General features: G+C 69.4%; 15 protein-coding genes. 7 read left to right on the top strand and 8 right to left on the bottom strand.

What is annotated here, in order from left to right; all coding sequences use genetic code 11:
* Positions 1 to 6: 6 nt before the first annotated feature.
* The 3 genes from ACFWM2_RS08845 to ACFWM2_RS08835 all read right to left on the bottom strand — a co-directional run bounded on the left by ACFWM2_RS08845 (position 7) and on the right by ACFWM2_RS08835 (position 3,596).
* The gene (locus ACFWM2_RS08845; RefSeq protein WP_383274949.1) at positions 7 to 1,449 is read right to left on the bottom strand and encodes an aldehyde dehydrogenase; all 1,443 of its coding nucleotides are present in this window, start codon (positions 1,447 to 1,449) and stop codon (positions 7 to 9) included.
* Positions 1,450 to 1,809: 360 nt separating this feature from the next.
* The gene (locus tag ACFWM2_RS08840) at positions 1,810 to 2,472 is read right to left on the bottom strand and encodes a TetR/AcrR family transcriptional regulator (RefSeq protein WP_383274946.1); all 663 of its coding nucleotides are present in this window, start codon (positions 2,470 to 2,472) and stop codon (positions 1,810 to 1,812) included.
* A 128-nt stretch (positions 2,473 to 2,600) separates the two neighbouring features.
* On the bottom strand, positions 2,601 to 3,596 hold the full coding sequence (locus ACFWM2_RS08835; RefSeq protein WP_383274943.1) for a DUF3068 domain-containing protein: 996 nt from the start codon (positions 3,594 to 3,596) through the stop codon (positions 2,601 to 2,603).
* 301 nt (positions 3,597 to 3,897) lie between these two features.
* On the opposite strand from ACFWM2_RS08835, the gene ACFWM2_RS08830 reads away from it, so the two are divergent.
* Positions 3,898 to 4,665, top strand: a complete 768-nt coding sequence (locus tag ACFWM2_RS08830) for a crotonase/enoyl-CoA hydratase family protein (RefSeq protein WP_383274941.1) — start codon at positions 3,898 to 3,900, stop codon at positions 4,663 to 4,665.
* Between the two features lie 49 nt (positions 4,666 to 4,714).
* Here ACFWM2_RS08830 and ACFWM2_RS08825 read toward each other — a convergent pair whose 3' ends face one another.
* Positions 4,715 to 5,554: an SDR family oxidoreductase gene (locus tag ACFWM2_RS08825; protein ID WP_383274938.1), complete on the bottom strand. Its 840-nt coding sequence runs from the start codon at positions 5,552 to 5,554 to the stop codon at positions 4,715 to 4,717.
* A 175-nt stretch (positions 5,555 to 5,729) separates the two neighbouring features.
* On the opposite strand from ACFWM2_RS08825, the gene ACFWM2_RS08820 reads away from it, so the two are divergent.
* The 3 genes from ACFWM2_RS08820 to ACFWM2_RS08810 are packed head-to-tail and all read left to right on the top strand — an operon-like array spanning position 5,730 to position 8,907.
* Positions 5,730 to 6,887, top strand: coding sequence for an acyl-CoA dehydrogenase family protein (locus ACFWM2_RS08820; RefSeq protein WP_383274935.1), 1,158 nt, complete (start codon positions 5,730 to 5,732; stop codon positions 6,885 to 6,887).
* 38 nt (positions 6,888 to 6,925) lie between these two features.
* Positions 6,926 to 7,684, top strand: coding sequence for a 3-hydroxyacyl-CoA dehydrogenase (locus ACFWM2_RS08815; RefSeq protein WP_383274932.1), 759 nt, complete (start codon positions 6,926 to 6,928; stop codon positions 7,682 to 7,684).
* Between the two features lie 50 nt (positions 7,685 to 7,734).
* Entirely contained in the window at positions 7,735 to 8,907 is a 1,173-nt protein-coding gene (locus tag ACFWM2_RS08810) for a thiolase family protein (protein ID WP_383274929.1), read from the top strand.
* Between the two features lie 50 nt (positions 8,908 to 8,957).
* Here the strand turns inward: ACFWM2_RS08810 and ACFWM2_RS08805 are convergent, their stop codons facing one another.
* Positions 8,958 to 9,455, bottom strand: coding sequence for a PaaI family thioesterase (locus ACFWM2_RS08805; RefSeq protein WP_383274927.1), 498 nt, complete (start codon positions 9,453 to 9,455; stop codon positions 8,958 to 8,960).
* A 535-nt stretch (positions 9,456 to 9,990) separates the two neighbouring features.
* Here ACFWM2_RS08805 and ACFWM2_RS08800 point away from each other — a divergent pair.
* On the top strand, positions 9,991 to 11,544 hold the full coding sequence (locus tag ACFWM2_RS08800) for a long-chain-fatty-acid--CoA ligase (protein WP_383274925.1): 1,554 nt from the start codon (positions 9,991 to 9,993) through the stop codon (positions 11,542 to 11,544).
* A 186-nt stretch (positions 11,545 to 11,730) separates the two neighbouring features.
* Here ACFWM2_RS08800 and ACFWM2_RS08795 read toward each other — a convergent pair whose 3' ends face one another.
* The gene (locus ACFWM2_RS08795; RefSeq protein WP_383274923.1) at positions 11,731 to 12,654 is read right to left on the bottom strand and encodes an enoyl-CoA hydratase-related protein; all 924 of its coding nucleotides are present in this window, start codon (positions 12,652 to 12,654) and stop codon (positions 11,731 to 11,733) included.
* 310 nt (positions 12,655 to 12,964) lie between these two features.
* Here ACFWM2_RS08795 and ACFWM2_RS08790 point away from each other — a divergent pair, with 310 nt between their 5' ends.
* A complete protein-coding gene (locus ACFWM2_RS08790; protein ID WP_383274920.1) occupies positions 12,965 to 13,588 on the top strand; it encodes a TetR/AcrR family transcriptional regulator in 624 nt (207 codons plus the stop codon).
* Positions 13,589 to 13,709: 121 nt separating this feature from the next.
* On the opposite strand, the gene ACFWM2_RS08785 is transcribed toward ACFWM2_RS08790, so the two are convergent.
* On the bottom strand, positions 13,710 to 14,384 hold the full coding sequence (locus tag ACFWM2_RS08785) for a TetR/AcrR family transcriptional regulator (RefSeq protein WP_383274917.1): 675 nt from the start codon (positions 14,382 to 14,384) through the stop codon (positions 13,710 to 13,712).
* 213 nt (positions 14,385 to 14,597) lie between these two features.
* Between ACFWM2_RS08785 and ACFWM2_RS08780 the strand changes: the two genes are divergently transcribed.
* Complete coding sequence (locus ACFWM2_RS08780; protein WP_383274914.1) at positions 14,598 to 15,686, top strand: lipocalin-like domain-containing protein; 1,089 nt, start codon at positions 14,598 to 14,600, stop codon at positions 15,684 to 15,686.
* Between the two features lie 108 nt (positions 15,687 to 15,794).
* Here the strand turns inward: ACFWM2_RS08780 and ACFWM2_RS08775 are convergent, their stop codons facing one another.
* Positions 15,795 to 16,649: a crotonase/enoyl-CoA hydratase family protein gene (locus ACFWM2_RS08775; protein WP_383274911.1), complete on the bottom strand. Its 855-nt coding sequence runs from the start codon at positions 16,647 to 16,649 to the stop codon at positions 15,795 to 15,797.
* Between the last annotated feature and the right edge of the window lie 5 nt (positions 16,650 to 16,654).

The raw sequence follows: 16,654 nt of genomic DNA, 5'->3' as shown, positions 1-16,654 counted from the left end.
CTCGCGCTAGGGGAGATAGATCGACTTGAACTGCTGGAAGGCGGCCAGGCCTTCGGGGCCGAGTTCACGGCCCAGGCCGCTGGCCTTGACACCCCCGAACGGCGAACCCGGGTCCAGCGTGTAGCCGTTGACACCGATGCTGCCCGTCCGGATCCGGCGGGCGACGGCCAGGCCGCGGTCGGGATCGGCGGTCCATACGCTCCCGCCGAGGCCGTAGTCCGAGTCGTTGGCGATCGCCACCGCCTGGTCGACATCGTCGTACGCGATCACCGAAAGGACGGGCCCGAAGATCTCCTCGCGGGCGATGGTCGCGGAGTTGTCCACGTCGGCGAAGATCGTCGGCTGGACGAACCAGCCGCGGTCCCGGTCAGCGGGCCGGCCACCGCCGGTGGTGAGCCTGGCTCCTTCGGCGAGGCCCTTGGCGATGTACCCCTCGACCCGGTCGCGTTGCCGGCGCGACACCAACGGGCCGATCTGGGTGGCCTCGTCCAGCGGGTCACCGACCCGGAGGGAGGACGCCAATCCCGTCAACACGTCGACGACCGCGTTGTATTGACTGCGCGGCGCGAGGATCCGGGTGCCGAGATAGCAGGTCTGGCCGTTGTTGAGCAGCGTCGCGGAGAAGAACGCGGGAAGCTGTCCGGCGAGGTCGGCGTCGTCCAGGACGATGGCCGCGGACTTGCCGCCGAGCTCCAGGGTCACCGGCCGCAGCAGCCGCCCGCACTCCGCGGCGACCTTCCGCCCGGCGTCGGTCGACCCGGTGAACGCGACCTTGTCCACTCCGGGATGCCGGACCAGACAGGCCCCGGCCTCCCGGCCGGCCGGCACGATGTTGACCACGCCTGGCGGCAGTTCGGCCTCCTCCACCGCCTCGGCGAGCAGGAACGCGTCCAGGACCGTCTCCGGCGCGGGCTTGAGGATCACGGTGCATCCGGCGGCCAGGGCCGGTGCGAGTTTGAAGAACGTCAGTGACTGCGGGAAGTTCCACGGCACGATCGCGGCCACCACACCGACCGGCTCCCGTCGGACGACCGTGCTGCCACCGACCAGGGATGCCCGGGTCTCCTCGGCCTCCGTACTCCGGGCCAGTCCGGCGAACAGGGGCACGAGCATCTGCCCCGCCAGCGCCTCGGTCATCCGGCCGATGCTGATGGGCATCCCGTTCTGGCCGCTGACCAGCTGGGCGAACTGCTCACCGCGCTTCGCCAGCGCCGCCGCGAACCGCTCCAGCGCCTCCCCGCGCCGGGCATGGCTCCAACTCGCCCACCCGGCCGGGTCGTCGAACGCCTCGCGCGCCGCGGCCACCGCGAGGTCGATGTCGCCATCCGCGGCCTCCGGGACGCTGCCGAGGGACTCCTCGGTGCAGGCCGAGGTCGCCTCGATCCGCCCGGCGCCGACGGGCTTACGCCACCGGCCGCCGATGAACAGCGACTCATACGTGTGCTGCAAGGTGCACTCCTCACTGATCGCCCGCCCCGGGAAACGGGGACGGGTGCGACCGGGGATCTTTCAGACGTTGAACGTCCGATAAGTAGGCACGCTAGAGACAAGACCCGATCAAGGCAAGACTCCGGGCACGACGCGGTCGGACCGACCGGCGAGCCTCGAACAGCCCACGGACGGTCGGCCCCGGCGCATCTGCCGTCCTGCGCTGACGCATCCTCCGTGCGGCGCCGACGAGTTGCCGACGGGAATGAGCCGCACGCCGGGCGCGCTGGGGACGGACGGGACGGCAACCTCAACTACCGGCAGAAGGGCATCCGTTGGGCCCGTGCGCAAAGCCGGACCTGCACGCGTCGTCACCCGGCGTCAGAGGACGGTGCTTTCGGCGGCGGCGTCGTGGGGATGCGGGCTGACCGGTCCGCAGTGGACGGCGGCCAGGACGAAGTCAACGATGTGTTCGGTGTAGGCATCGCTGGTGCTGACGAGGTCCACCAGTCTGTCGGCAGGCGTCGACAGGACGTGGTTGGTGAGGATGCCCGCCACCGCGTCGAGGATCAGGGCAGGTGAAGTCGCTCGTGGGAGTTCGCCGCGGTCGATCGCTCGCAGCACGATGGATCGGCCGACCGCGGCGCGCCAGCGGTTCACCCGCTCCATTTCGCGGCCGAACAGGTCGGGGTAGACCTTGGCCTCGACCTGGGCGCGCAGGACCACCAGGCCGTCGTGGCCCAGCAGGTCTTCGAGGATGAGGCGCGCCATGGCCACCAGGTCCGAACGCAGCGATCCGGTGTCCACCACGGCCGGTTTGCTCTCGCCGCGGTGGGCAAGGGCGTCCACGATCAGCTTCTCTTTGCTGCCCCATCGGCTGTAGAGGGCCGCCTTGCCCACCCGCGCCCGGCGGGCCAGGACATCGAGGCTGAACCGGGCCCAGCCGACCTCGGCGTACAGGTCCAGCGTCGCGGCGAAGACCCTGGCCTGGAGATCGGGGTCGGGTGGACGCCCGCGCCCGGATCCCGCCGAGGTGGTTGACATGATGGCCATTTTGCCAGCGATCCGGTCGGCCTCGGATCCGGGAGCGTCGAAGTGCACCGATCACGGCGGTGCGCACCTCGATCGCGGGTCACCGCACGAGCGCGGTGCCGGTGTGCCGAGCCCCTGGTTCAGGCGGCAGCGGTGGCCTCTTGGCGGCGTCCGCGGCCGCTGGGACGGGCCAACCGGAGGGCTCCGACCGCCGCCAGGAGCAGTCCAGCCGCCGCGGCAGTGACGGGGACGGTGGTTCCCAGCAGGCGCAGGCGGGTGTTGTCGCGTCGGGCATCGGCCACGTTGGCGGCCTGGTCGGCCGGGCCCATCGTCAGACCGTCCGGGACGGCGAGGAGGACGAGGGCGTCGGTGGTGGCGCCGGGGCGGCGCAACGTCTGACGGGGTGAGCTCTTGACGGACAGGAGGCGCCCGGTGCGCTGGTCGACGACGTACTCGATGTCGGTGTTGCCGTAGTAGACATCTGCCTTGACCTGCGGAGTACGGGGCATACCGACCAGGGCGCCCGGAACGAACCGGGAGTCGATCTTGGTGGGCGGGATGCGGCCGGTGAACTTCAGTCCCGGGTAGCCGTTGACCTCGGCCGATCCGGCGTAGTGCAGGGAGTAGGCGCCCTGGAGGGAGGCGTCCCACCATCGATAACTGCGTGGCTGGACGTGGAAGGGGAACTTCAGATATCCCTCTCCCTCGTACTGCCCGCCCATGAGCTGCCCGTTCTTGCTGGTGGTGGACTCGCCGCAGCAGTGGACGGGCTCTGCCGTGTGGCGGTCGCTGACCCAGCGCTCGACCGTCCAGGAGAAGGAGCGGCGTGGGTCACCGAGCTTGAGGGTGCGCGGAGTGTCGATGGTGGTGGACATGTCCCACACGGCTGTGTCGTCGCTGCCGGCAGCGACGTTTCCGCGGATGTGCCGGGTGACCGTGATCTTCTGGTGGTGCTGTACGGCCCCCCGTTCCAGGTCGAAGTAGTCACCGGTGCCGGACACCATGGAGGTCTCGTCGATGTCGAGGGGGGTGACCTCGGCGAGCGGGGTCACGTACCAGGCGAGCAACGGCGCGAGGACGAGCAGGAACACACCTGCGCCCAGACATGAAAGCGCTACGGGGGAAAGGCGGCGCACAAGTACTCCTCGGTGGCTGAAGGGAGTCGGTGCAGATCACACTTCGCGCCGGGCTGCGGCGGTCGCGGGGCGGCAGGGCGTACGGGCCGTGCTCTGCTGCGAGTTCGTGGCTGGGCCACGAGGCGCATCCGTGTCGGCGACGCGTGAAGTGTGCGGCTGCGGCCCGCGGAGGCTGGACAGGCGGAGACCGCGGCTCGTAACTTAACGAATGTTCGACCACGTGACTAGGTGGCGGACGCCACGAGGTCGGCAGCCGACCGTCACGCCATCGGCGTCAACCCCTCCAGAACCGGGAGCCAGCATGTCCGACGCAGTACTCGTCGAGTTCCACGAAGACGGCACGACCGTCATCACCATCAACCGGCCCGAGGCCCGCAACGCCATCAACCGTGCGGTGGCCGAGGGTGTCGCCGCGGCGCTCGACGAGATGGACCGCCGGGACGATCAGGTCGTCGGCGTGATCACGGGTGCGGGCGGCAGCTTCTGCTCGGGGATGGACCTCAAGGCGTTCCTCGCGGGTGAGAATCCGTCGATCGAGGGCCGCGGTCTCGCCGGGATGACCGAAGCCCCGCCGCTCAAGCCGATGATCGCGGCAGTGGAGGGCTACGCACTCGCCGGCGGTTGCGAGCTCATGCTCGCCTGCGACATGGCCGTCGCGGCTCAGGACGCCAGGTTCGGCATCCCCGAGGTAAGGCGCGGGCTCGTCGCCGCGGCCGGGGGACTGCTGCGGCTGCCGCAGCGCATCCCCTACGCGATCGCCATGGAGATCGCGCTGACCGGTGACTTCCTCGATGCGCAGACCGCCCGCACCTACGGCCTCGTCAATCGGATCACCGAGAAGGGCGGCGCGCTGGAAGGAGCCCTGGAGCTCGCCCGGACGATCTCCGTGAACGGGCCACTCGCCGTGCGGGTGACCAAGCAGGTCATCGCCGAGGCGTCGAAGTGGCCCGCCGACCAGGCCTGGGAGCGGATGCAGGCGATCACGGGCCCCGTCTTCGCCTCCGAGGACGCCAAGGAAGGGCCCCGCGCCTTCGCGGAGAAGCGAGCGCCGCGCTGGACCGGCCGATGAGCGCGGCTCCTCGCCGACGGTTCGCGGTCCGGCCCGGAGCCTGTCCCGATCAGAGGAAGATGTCCTTGCGCATCGGCTCCGCGCTCCCCGGGGCCGCCCGGTATCCGTCGAAGTCGCGCACGCCTGCCTCGCGCAGGATGTCCTCGTCGACGAAGGTCTGCCCGGTGGTGTGCCCGGCGGGCCGGGTGAGGATTTCGTACGCCGCGTCCGCCATGATCTGCGGCGTGCGGCTGGTCCTGACGGTCTCCTCCTCGTCGCCGAGGCCGAGCGTGGCGGCGGTGACGATCGTGGTCGCCGGCCAGAGGCAGTTCGCGGAGAAGGCGCTGCCCCGGTGCTCTTCGGCCATCCCCAGCGTCAGCATGGTCATTCCGTACTTGCTCACCGTGTAGGGAGCGTGTTCGCGCAGCCAGCGCCGGTCGGGGTTGAGCGGTGGTGACAGCGTCAGCACGTGCGCATGCGGGGACTCGCGCAGGTGGGGCAGGGCCAGCGAGCTGAGCAGGAAGGTCCCGCGGACGTTGATGTCCATCATCAAGTCGTAGCGCTTGAGGGGCAGTGCCCCCGGATTGTGCAACGAGATCGCCGACGCGTTGTTGACGACCACGTCGATGCCGCCGAATCGCTCCACGGTGGACCGCACGGCGCGCTCCACGTCTGCCGCGTCGCGTACGTCGCCGACGATCCCCAGCGCCTTGCCTCCTGCCGCCTCCATCTCGTCGACAGCGGTGTGCACGGTGCCGGGCAGCCTGGGATCGGGCGTGCCGGTCTTGGCGAGCAGAGCGATGTTCGCGCCGTCGCGGGCGGCCCGCAGTGCGATGGCCAGTCCGATGCCGCGACTGCCGCCCGACATCAACACCGTGCGCCCGGCCAGGGGGGAGTGTGCTCCGGTCATGGAGAGGAGGTCCTTTCGGGGTGCGGGCCGGCACGGGCCCGCGTGAAGCAGGTCACCCGTTCTGAACGTGGACAGGTCCTGCGCTGCGAACTACCTTAACGATCGTTCGACAAAGACGCTGCGACGCAGGCCACAGCAGGCGGAGCAGATCCAGCAAGAACGAGAAGAGGCTGCCGTGCGCCGTACGGTGTTCAACGAGGATCACGAGGCGTTCCGCGCGACGCTGCGGGACTTCATCGAGAAGGAGGTCGTGCCCGTCCACCACGAGTGGGAGCAAGTGGGGCACCCTCCGCGTGACTTCTACCGCAAGCTCGGCACACTGGGCGTGCTCGGGATCGAGGTGCCGGAGGAGTTCGGCGGCGCGGGCGAGACCAGTTTCAAGTACCAGGCCGTGGTGACGGAGGAAGTGACCCGCGCCGGCGTCTCCTTCGGGGGCTACGCGGTGCACTCGAACCTGATCCTTCCGTACCTGATGGCGTACGCCACCCAGGAGCAGAAGGAGCGCTGGCTGCCCGGATTCGTGCGCGGCGACATCATGACGGCCATCGCGATGACCGAGCCGAGCACCGGCTCGGACCTCGCGAACATCAGCAGTCGCGCACAGCTCACCGAGGACGGCAGGCACTACGTTGTCAACGGCGCCAAGACCTTCATCACCGGTGGTGTCCTCGCCGACCTGGTCCTGGTCGTCGTGCGCACCGCACCGTTCGACCCGCAGGACCGCCGGGCGGGGCTGTCCATCCTGTGTGTGGAGACCGCCTCGGAGGGCTTCGCGGTCGGTCGCAAGCTGGACAAGATCGGCCTGAAGACGACGGATACCGCCGAACTGTCGTTCAGCGATGTCAAGGTGCCTGCCGAGAACCTGCTCGGCGAGGAGGGCAAGGCGTTCTCCTACCTCTCCCGCAACCTCGCGCAGGAACGCCTGGCCATCGCGCTGGGCAGTGCCGCCGCAGCCGAGGCCGCGTTGCGGCACGCCACCGAGTACGTCAAGGACCGCACGGTCTTCGGCCGGCCGGTCGCCTCCTTCCAGAACACCAAGTTCGTGCTCGCGGAGTGCGCCACCGAGGCCGAGGCGGCCCGTCTCTTCGCCGACCGCGCGCTGGACCTCCACGACGCCGGTGAGCTCACCATCGCGGACGCCGCGAAGGCGAAGCTGTTCTGCACCGAGGTCGCGGACCGCGTGATCGACAAGTGCCTTCAGCTGCACGGCGGTTACGGCTACATCACCGAGTACCCGATAGCCCGCCTGTACGCGGACGCCCGCGTCGCCCGCATCTACGGCGGGACCAGCGAGGTCATGAAGATCGTCATCGCCAGGTCGCTCGGCCTCTGAGACTCCGGCAACTCCCAGACCCCAGAAGAGGGATTTCCATGCGGATCAACAACAGCTCCTCCGCCCTGATCACCGGAGGCGCCTCGGGTCTCGGCCGGGCGACCGCCGAGCGCCTGGCGGCAAGCGGGGCGCACGTCGTCATCTTCGATCTGCCGTCCTCCGACGGCGAGGCCGTCGCCAAGGAGACCGGCGCCACCTTCGTCCCGGGCGACGTCACCAGCGAGAGCGAGGTCACGGCCGCGGTCCGTGCCGCCGTCGCACTCGGCCCGCTGCGCATCACCGTCAACTGCGCCGGCATCGGCGACGCCCAGCGCACCGCGGGCAAGGACGGCCCTTACCCCCTCGACAGGTTCCGCAGGATCGTCGAGGTCAATCTGATCGGCACGTTCAACGTGATCCGCCTGGCCGCCCAGGAGATGACCGGCAACGAGCCTCTCGACGGCGACCGCGGTGTCATCATCAACACCGCCTCGGTGGCGGCCTTCGACGGCCAGATCGGACAGTGCTCGTACTCCGCCTCGAAGGCCGGCATCGTCGGCATGACCCTCCCCGTCGCCCGCGACCTCGCGAAGGCGAACATCCGCGTGATGACCATCGCGCCGGGCCTGTTCGAGACCCCGCTCCTCGGCCAACTGCCGCAGGCGGCCCGCGATTCGCTGGGCGCGCAGGTCCCGCACCCCAGCCGGCTGGGCCGGCCGGTCGAGTACGCACAGCTCGCCGAGGCGATCATCACCAACCCCATGCTGAACGGCGAGACCATCCGCCTGGACGGCTCCATCCGGATGGCCCCGAAGTAGGCCGCGCCGGTCTTCCTCCGCCATGTCACCTCGTACCAGCAGGAGTTCTGATGCGTGACGCAGTCATCGTCGACGCCGTACGTACACCGGTCGGCAAGGGCAAGCCTGGCGGCGCCCTTTCCGGTATCCACCCCGTGGACCTGTCCGCCCATGTCCTCAAGGCCCTCGCCGAGCGCAACGACCTCGCCCCGGCCACCGTCGACGACGTCATCTGGGGCTGCGTGTCCCAGGTCGGCGAGCAGGCGGCGGGCGTCGGCCGGTACGCGGTCCTCGCCGCGGGCTGGCCGGAGAGCGTGCCGGGCCTGACCATCGACCGCCAGTGCGGCTCCTCGCAGCAGGCCGTGCACCAGGCAGCCGCCGGCATCATCGCAGGGCAGTACGACATCGCTGTCGCGGGCGGCGTCGAGATGATGTCGCGCATACCGATGGGAGCCAGTGGCGCGGGCGGCCAGTTCGGCACGCCCTACGGCCCGCTGGTCGCCGAACGCTACGACAACTACCGGTTCAACCAGGGAATCGGCGCCGAGATGATCGCCGAAGAGTTCGGGCTCACCCGCGAGGAACTGGACCAGCACGCCCTCGACTCGCACGCCCGCGCAGCCCGTGCGATCGACGAGGGCCGCTTCAAGGCGCAGATCGCGCCGGTGACCGTCACCGACACGGGTGGTGGCGAGCGCGTCCTCGACACCGACGAGGGCGTCCGCCGCGGCGGCACCCTGGAGGCGTTGGGAAGTCTCAGGACCCCGTTCCGGGAGAACGGGGTCATCTCCGCCGGCAACTCCTCCCAGATCTCCGACGGTGCCTCCGCGTTGCTCATCACGACCAGCGAGATCGCGGTTCGCAACGGCTGGACGCCAATAGCCCGCTTCCACACGGGCGTTGTCACCGGCGTCGACCCGATCACGATGCTCAAGGGCCCGATCCCGGCAACGCGGAAGGCCTTCGAGCGGTCAGGGCTGACCATCGGCGACATCGGCGCGTACGAGATCAACGAGGCGTTCGCCTCGGTGTCGCTCGGCTGGCAGCGGCAGACCGGCGCCGACTACGAACGGATGAACCCCAACGGTGGGGCGATGGCTCTGGGACACCCGCTCGGGGCGTCCGGCGCCCGGCTGATGACGACCCTGGTGCATCACATGAAGGACCACGGCATCCGCTACGGCCTGCAGTCGATGTGCGAGGGCGGCGGCATGGCCAACGCGACGATCCTCGAACTGCTCTGATCCACCGGGGCACGGCGGGGCGGACCGGACAAGGTCCGCCCTTTCCGCGGCTATTCGGCGGCGGCCGCCTGCGCGGTGTGCTCCAGGAGCCTGCGGTTCGGAGTGAACGCGCAGGTCGCCTGGGCGCACAGCCGGCCCGCTGCGTCGGTGATCTCCGCGCGGACGAGAGTGCGTGTGGCCCCGCTCTGCTGTACGCGACCGACGGCCGAGTAGGGCTCACCCAGCCACAAGGGCCGCAGGTAGTCCACGTTCAGACTCATCGTCAGATACGGAGTGCAGGGGTTGCTGATGCTGATGGCCGTGACGCCGCACACCTCGTCGAACGTGGTGGCGATGTAGCCGCCGTGCACGACCCCGGCAGGGTTGCGTACGGCGTCGGTGGGCGTCCAGATCAGCTTGACCCGCCCTTTCTCGACCGCGGAGAACTCAAGGCCGAGATGGGCGTAGAGGGCGTGAGGAGCTTCGGCGACCGCGCGGACCCGATCGAGCCCGGTGCCTGTTCCCCAGGTGTTCTCGCTGATGATGGCCTGCTCCTCACACGGTCGCACCGCATGCCGGCCCCGGTCCGGGCGACGGCCTGCGCATTCGTTCGGTAAATATAGCTTATCGATCGTTCGAGTAGGAGGCTGAGAGTTCAGAGCCGGTGGGGGAGCGGAAGTCGTGACCCCAAGACGCATCGGATGAGTTGTCGGCGGTGATTTCGTGCCTTGCGTATGTGTTGGAGTGCAGGTCGCTGCCGAGGCGGGCCGTTCCTCGGCCGTTTGCTCCGCAAGCTGTTCCCGCAGATCCACCCCGGCCTACCCCGCTCATTCAGAACGTTCGTTCAACCCATTGACAGGGGGACCCGTGCCGACAATTCTCGATTCCGTCGTCATGGATGACCGCATGACCACCCGGTCATGTCGGCGGGTCAGGGACGGCCCTCGGACATGCGCCCTGCAGAGGTGTCGCCGACAGAAACCCCAGTGTGCTGTCCGTGCCGTCCGTCATCCGGTGTCAGCTGCCGCGTGCATCCAGCAGCGCACCTGCCCAGAAGCTCCCCACCCCAAGACCTTTGCCGAAGCCGGATGTTGGAGGAACCTCATGGGTCCGTTGCTGCCCGACTCTGTTCGCCGTCACGCGGTGCTGCGACCGGATGCACCGGCCATCACCGAGGCCGGGCAGACGCTGTCCTACGCGGCACTGGACGCCCGGAGCAACAAGATCGCTCAGGCTCTGCTCGCCGAGGGCCTGGAGGCCGGGGCCCGGGTGGGATTCCTGGTGCGCCCGGGCCGGATGTCGGCGGAGCTGTTGCTGGCCTGCGCCAAGTCCGGACTGGTCGCGACCCCGTTGAACTGGCGGCTGGCGGAACCCGAGCTCCGCGCCGTCGCGCTCGACGCCGAGCTCCGGATGGTCATCGCGCAGGAGGAGTTCCAGGCCGGAGCGCGTGCCGCGATGCCGAAACTGCCGTTGGTCACCGCCGGAGAACCCGCACCCGGCGCGTACGCGTACGAGTCCTGGCTGGAGGCGGCACCGGACGGCGACCCGGGGCGTGGCGGCGAGGCCGACGCGGACACGGTCTTCCTTCAGCTCTACACCTCGGGAACCACCGGTCTGCCCAAGGGTGTTCAGATGACTCTCGCGAACGTGCACGCAGGCGAGACCGAGACCGCGGAGGCGGGCTGGAGCGAGGGCAGCGTTTCACTGAACGTGCTGCCCGTCTTCCACATCGCGGGCACCGGGTGGCTCGCCAGCGCGCTGAGCGCCGGCGCCCATACGGTGACGCTGCCCGACCTGGTGCCCCGACGCGTCGTCGACGTGCTGGAGAGCGAGCGCGTCACGCACGTCCTCTTCGTTCCCGCGGTGCTGCAGCTGCTCACGCAGCTGCCCGACATCCGTGAACGGGACTTCTCCGCACTGCAGTTGATCGTGTACGGAGCCTCACCGATCACCCCCAGCCTGCTGCGGCGCTCCATGGAGGTCTTCGGCTGCGACTTCTGTCAAAGGTACGGGCAGACGGAGACGACCGGATCCGTCACCCGGCTGCTGCCCGCCGACCACGACCCCGACGGCCCGCGCGCGCATCTGCTGCGCTCGGCCGGCAACGCGTGCCCCGGCGCCGAGGTCGTCATCGCCGACCTGATCACGGGGAAGCCCGTCCCGAACGGCACTGTGGGAGAGATCCTGACCCGCTCCCACCACGTCACCCCCGGCTACTGGAAGCGGCCCGAGGAGAACGCGAGGCTGTTCACCCGGGAAGGCCGGCTGCGCACCGGGGACGCCGGGTATCTCGACGAGGAGGGCTACCTGTTCATCACCGACCGGATCAAGGACATGGTGATCACCGGGGGTGAGAACGTGTACCCCATCGAGGTGGAGTCGGCGCTCGCCGAGCACCCGGCCGTCAGTGAGGTCGCCGTCTTCGGCACGCCCGACGAGCAGTGGGGCGAAGCGGTCACCGCCGCGGTCGTCCTGAACGCCGACGCCCGTCACACCAGCGAGGGCGAGCTGATCGACTTCACCCGGGCCAGGATCGCCTCGTACAAGCGACCCCGCATCATCCACTTCGTCGACGACCTGCCGCGCAATCCCAGCGGAAAGGTCCTCAAGCACGTGTTGAAGCAGGGCCTGACAGGCGGGGACTCCGGCACGAGCTGACGACCGCCGACACGACGGGGCGGGCGGCGGCCGGCACGGTCGCGCCGCCCTGCACCGAGTGGAGCCCGGCCCGCGGGCATGCGCCCCCGCGCCACCGGGGGTTTGCGGCCGCGGCGCGCCGGCGCGCGCCACGGCCCGTGCCGCCGGGGTTTGCGTCCGCGGGGCGACCGGCGCGCACCGGATCCCTCAGTCGCGTGCCTGCTCGACGGCGCACCAGGGCAGGTAGTCCGGCAGGTCCTCCGGCACCCGCCCGGGGAAGTGGGGCTCTCTGCGCTCGAAGAACGACTTCACGCCTTCCACGGCGTCCGCCCCGCGCGCCGTGTCGAAGACCAGCCGTGAGTCGAGCCGGTGCGTCTGCTCGGGAGAATCCGCCCACGCCATGCGGTACACCATCTGCCGGATGATCGCGACGGACACCGGGGCGGTGTGTGCGACCAACTCGGCGGCGAGGTCGTACGCGGCCTCCAGCACCTTGTCGGGTTCGTGCAGGCTGTTGACGAGTCCCGCCCGCAACGCCTCGTCCGCGGCGACGAGGCGCCCCGACACCAGCCAGTCCAAGGCCGTGCCCGTGCCCACCAGCCTCGGCAGGAACCAGACCGACGCTCCCTCCGGCACGATGCCACGACGGCTGAAGGGGAAGCCGAACCGGCAGTCGACGGAGGCAAGCCGGTAGTCGGCGGGCAGCAGCATGGTCGAGCCGACCCCGACGGCCGCGCCGCGCACAGCCGCGATCACCGGCTTGTTCATCGCGTACATCTCCCGGGTGACCAGACCTGCCGGCTCCTGGTACGTTCCCGCCGCGACCTCGGCGAGCGTCCGGGCGTCGGCGCTCGACGCGAAGCCCCGCTCCTGTCCCTCCGCGCCCCCGGCGCCCGCGAGGTCGGCGCCGACGCAGAAGTCCCGTCCCGCACCCGTCAGCACGATCACGCGTACGGCCGAGTCGGCCTCGGCGGCACGCAGCGCCGAAGAGATCTCCTCGGCCATCCGCAGTGTGTAACCGTTGCGGGCCGTGGGCCGGTTGAGAGTGACAGTGGCGACGCGGTCGGTGACGGCGTACGTGATCTGCTCGTAGCGGCCGGGTGTGCTCGGCTCGCCGGGCTGCTCACTCATGGGGGACCCTTCGTGCGGTGTGGAGCCCAGGGGTCACGCGGGGGCTCCGGTTCGTTGGCGCGCCAGGAATTGAACGAACGTTAGCTAAGGGAGGCTGGGCCCACAAGGTCTTTGCGGTACAGGTCACTGTCGTCGCGTGCGGCAGGCGTGGGCCAAGGCCGGTGCGGGCGCGCGGAGGTGTCGGTACGTGGTTGATCGTTCGGTGTATTGCCGCTGGTGGTGCCGCTGTAGCATCGGGGGACATGGCGGCGCTGTTCGAATGATCGCTCAGTTCGCTGGAGCCGGGACCATGCCGGAGATTGGAGAACCCGTGCCCGCTCGACCCGCAGGCCAGAAAGCCATCATCGAGGCAGCTCGCAAGGAGTTCTCCGAGCAGGGGTACGGGGCGACGTCGATCCGTGACATCGCCCAGCGGGCAGGGGTGAGCCTCTCGGCCCTGTACTACTACTACAAGGGCAAGCAGGAGCTGCTCGTCGCGATTCTCGACGAGGGGCTCGATGCCTACTTCGACGCCTGTGACGCGGCTTTGGTGGACGTCGGGGACGACCCGGCGGAACGGCTGGAGGCTCTCGTCTCCGCGACCGTACGGTTCCGCACGAACCACCCCGTCCAGAGCACCATCGTCCTGAGCGAGGGACGAAGCCTGGAACCCGAGCACATCGAGCGTTACCGCAAGAACGAGGAACGCGCTTCGCAGCAGTACCGCGAGGTCATCGAGGGCGGGGTCGCCGAAGGCATCTTCCTCACTCCGTACCCTGACGATGCCCGTCGTGCGGTGATCGCCATGTGCAACGCCATCGCCCAGTGGTACCGGGCGGACGGCCCGGTGGACGTGGACGAACTCGTCGAGCGGTACGTGTCGTTGGCGCTGGTCATCGTGGAGTACCGCCCTCGCGCGGCGAGGCGGCCGGCGCGGGGCTCCGGCGGGGCATGACGCGAGGACGCCGAGTCGGCCCGGGCGGAGAGAATCGGCGAACGCGAAATCCGGTAGTGGCCGGCCGGGACCGAACGACGGGTGCCGCTGCCGGCCGGTGGGACCGCCTCCCCGGTGTCGCTCATGCCGGTGTGCGGTCGGACCCGCCGGGCGAGGTGACGATGCCTGCGATGAGGACATCGGCGACGGTTTCGGCGTGAGCTTGTAGCTGGGCCGAGGGCGGGGCCGTAGGGGCACCGAGGAGCGCGGCTTCGACGGGGTGCGCGAACTGGGCCCCGCCACCGTTGGTGATCAGGTAGTGCAGCGTGGTGTAGGGCACGGAGCGGATGCGCCCGGCTGCCACGAGGCGGTCGAGGAGGCGTTCGACGCCCGGCCGCAGCGGGTTGATGAAGCGGTCGACGACGAAGCGGATGCGCGGACTGTCGATGGCTCCTTCGTGGTTCATGATGCGCAGCACCTGGGGGTGGGCGGCCGCGAACAGCACCTGACGGACGAGGCCCTGGCGCAGTGCCTCCAGATCATCCCCGGCGGGTGTCTCGGTGACCTGTCGCCAGACCTGTTCCGCCTGGGTGCAGGCGTGCTCCATGGCGGCGAACCACAGGTCCTGCTTGGAGCCGAAGCGGGCCGTGAGCAGGGCGTGGCTGATACCCAGGCGGCGGCTGAGGGCACGGACGGACATTCCGTCGTAACCCGCTTCCGCGAAGGCGTCCAAGGCGGCCTGCAGCAGGGGTTCGTCGTCGAGCTCCTCGCCTGCGCGGGGGCGTCCCCGGCCGCGCGGCGCCGCTTGCTGGCTCATGCCGGTCCCTTCTCCGTGCGCAGGTAACAAATTTTACAGCTGCCTATTTCGTGGCCTCTGCTCTCCGGTCTGCGCCGATGCGGCGGCCGAGGTGTGCGGCAGGATGCCTTGAGTGGTGGAACCCTTTGCCTGAACCGGGCAAAGGGTGCATTCTGGATTCGACGCAATTAGACACCCGGTCATTAACGGTGTCGCGAGGAAAGAGCGTGATCCATGGCCCGCACGAGCACCGGCACCGTCCCCTCCCGTCTGGCGCACACCCCTGACGACTACGACCGGCTCGGCCTGGAGCCTCGTACGGTCAAGCCGTGGGAAGACGGTCTGCGTACCGACGGCGGGCCGGGCACCTACGAATGGTGGTACTTCGACGCCCACCTGGACGACGGCGCCAAGCTGGTCGTCGTCTTCCACACCAAGGACTTCGCCGACCTCGGCAGGCCGCTGAGCCCGCTCATCCGCATCGATCTGACGCTCCCCGACGGCACTCAGATCAGCAAGATGGCCGAACAGGACGCCACGACGTTCTCCGCCGCCACCGACATCTGCGACGTCCGCATCGGCGACAACCTCTTCGCCGGCGACCTGCACACCTACACCATTCGTACCCGGGTCGAAGGCGTCGACATTGACCTCACCCTGACCGGCGAGGTCCCCGCGTGGCGACCCGAGACCGGGTTCTGGTACTTCGGCGAGCAGGGTGAGTACTTCGCCTGGCTGCCGTCAGTACCCCAGGGAAAGGTCGAGGTGACCTACAGCGTCAACGGGCAGAGCAGCACGACGACCGGTGTCGGGTACCACGACCACAACTGGGGCAACGCCCCGATGTTCAAGCTCATGCACCACTGGTACTGGGCCCGTGGCGCAGCCGGCCCCTACTCGGTGATCGCCTCCTACATCACCGCCGAGAAGGCCTACGGGTACGCCGAGCTGCCGGTGTTCATGCTGGCCCGCGACGGCCGGCTCGTCGCCGACGACAACAGCAAGGTGACCTTCGAGGCACTCGGCCCGTACACCGACAAGGAGACCGGCAAGCCGGTCGGCAACGTCACCCGCTACACCTGCACCGACGGCGAGGAGCGGTACGTCGTCACGTTCACCCGCCACAGGGACCTGATGGCCACACACCTCGCCGACGAGATGAAGGGGCCCAAGAAGGCCCTCGCCAAGCTCGCCGGATTCGACGGTGCGTACCTTCGCTTCGGCGGCGAACTGCGCATCGAGCACTACCAGGGCGCCACGTTGGTGGACAGCCACACCGACGACGCCCTGTGGGAGCTCATGTACTTCGGAAAGACCCGCTGATGCGACTGAGGGGCGTCGCCGACGTGCCGGGGAGCACCCCGATCAGCGGGAGCGATGTCCAGGGCCACAGGAGTTGATGACCAGGACGCGCAACGGGGCGGGTGCCGGTCACCTGCCCCCGTAGCGACCCGGGCGGCGTTCCACGAAGGCGTTCATGGCCTCGGTCAGGTCTTCGCTGGGCAGGAAAGCGGCGTTCCAGGCGGCGACATGACGCAGGCCCCTGGCGATGCGGTCCTCGCGGTCCTCGTTGAGGATCTGTTTGGTGCCCTGAACGGCCAGGGGAGGATTGGCCGCGATCTCGGCGGCCACCCCGTGCGCAGCGGAGAGCAGGGCATCCCGGTCGGGGTGGACTCGGCTGACGAGCCCGATCCTTTCGGCCTCGTGCGCATCGAAATCCCGTCCCGTCAGGGAGAGTTCACGCAGGTGACCCTCGCCGACCAGGCCGGAGAGGCGGTGCAGGCTGCCGACATCGGCGACGATCGCCAGCCGTACCTCGCGGATGCTGAACCTGGCATCGGCACTGGCGAGGCGTACGTCCGCCGCGCTGATCAGGTCCACGCCGCCGCCCACGCACCAGCCCGCAACCGCGGCCACCACCGGCTTGCGGCAGAAAGCGACCGAGGTGACCGCCGCCTGGAGCCGCTGGATCTCGCGCATGAACTGCGTCCGTGGACCCGCCTGGGCTCCGGGGCTCAGGGCGTCGGCCCACAGCGGCATCATCTCGCGCAGGTCGAGACCGGAGCTGAAGTCCGCGCCGCTGCCTCGCAGCACGACGGCCCGGACCTGGGGAGCGGAGTCCAACGCCGCAAAGATCCGGGGGAGTTCGTGCCAGAAGTCGATCCCCATCGCGTTGCGTGGGCCCGGTCCGAGCAGGATCACTTCGGCGATGTGATCGTGCACGGAGAGGTCGAACGCCTTGAGTTGGCCGGCCAGTTGCTCCAAAGTGGCCGTTTCGGTGTCCACGGGTG

It is taken from the genome of Streptomyces sp. NPDC058371, assembly GCF_042723265.1.
GTDB lineage: Bacteria > Actinomycetota > Actinomycetes > Streptomycetales > Streptomycetaceae > Streptomyces.
This window is presented reverse-complemented; position numbering and strand designations above follow the sequence as displayed.

Excerpts from the sequence above, each read along its gene's own strand:
- ACFWM2_RS08825 (WP_383274938.1), bottom strand. The coding sequence starts at position 5,554 with ATGACCGGAGCACACTCCCCCCTGGCCGGGCGCACGGTGTTGATGTCG.
- ACFWM2_RS08815 (WP_383274932.1), top strand. The coding sequence starts at position 6,926 with ATGCGGATCAACAACAGCTCCTCCGCCCTGATCACCGGAGGCGCCTCG.
- ACFWM2_RS08785 (WP_383274917.1), bottom strand. The coding sequence starts at position 14,384 with ATGAGCCAGCAAGCGGCGCCGCGCGGCCGGGGACGCCCCCGCGCAGGC.
- ACFWM2_RS08840 (WP_383274946.1), bottom strand. The coding sequence starts at position 2,472 with ATGTCAACCACCTCGGCGGGATCCGGGCGCGGGCGTCCACCCGACCCC.
- ACFWM2_RS08810 (WP_383274929.1), top strand. The coding sequence starts at position 7,735 with ATGCGTGACGCAGTCATCGTCGACGCCGTACGTACACCGGTCGGCAAG.
- ACFWM2_RS08795 (WP_383274923.1), bottom strand. The coding sequence starts at position 12,654 with ATGAGTGAGCAGCCCGGCGAGCCGAGCACACCCGGCCGCTACGAGCAG.
- ACFWM2_RS08830 (WP_383274941.1), top strand. The coding sequence starts at position 3,898 with ATGTCCGACGCAGTACTCGTCGAGTTCCACGAAGACGGCACGACCGTC.
- ACFWM2_RS08800 (WP_383274925.1), top strand. The coding sequence starts at position 9,991 with ATGGGTCCGTTGCTGCCCGACTCTGTTCGCCGTCACGCGGTGCTGCGA.
- ACFWM2_RS08780 (WP_383274914.1), top strand. The coding sequence starts at position 14,598 with ATGGCCCGCACGAGCACCGGCACCGTCCCCTCCCGTCTGGCGCACACC.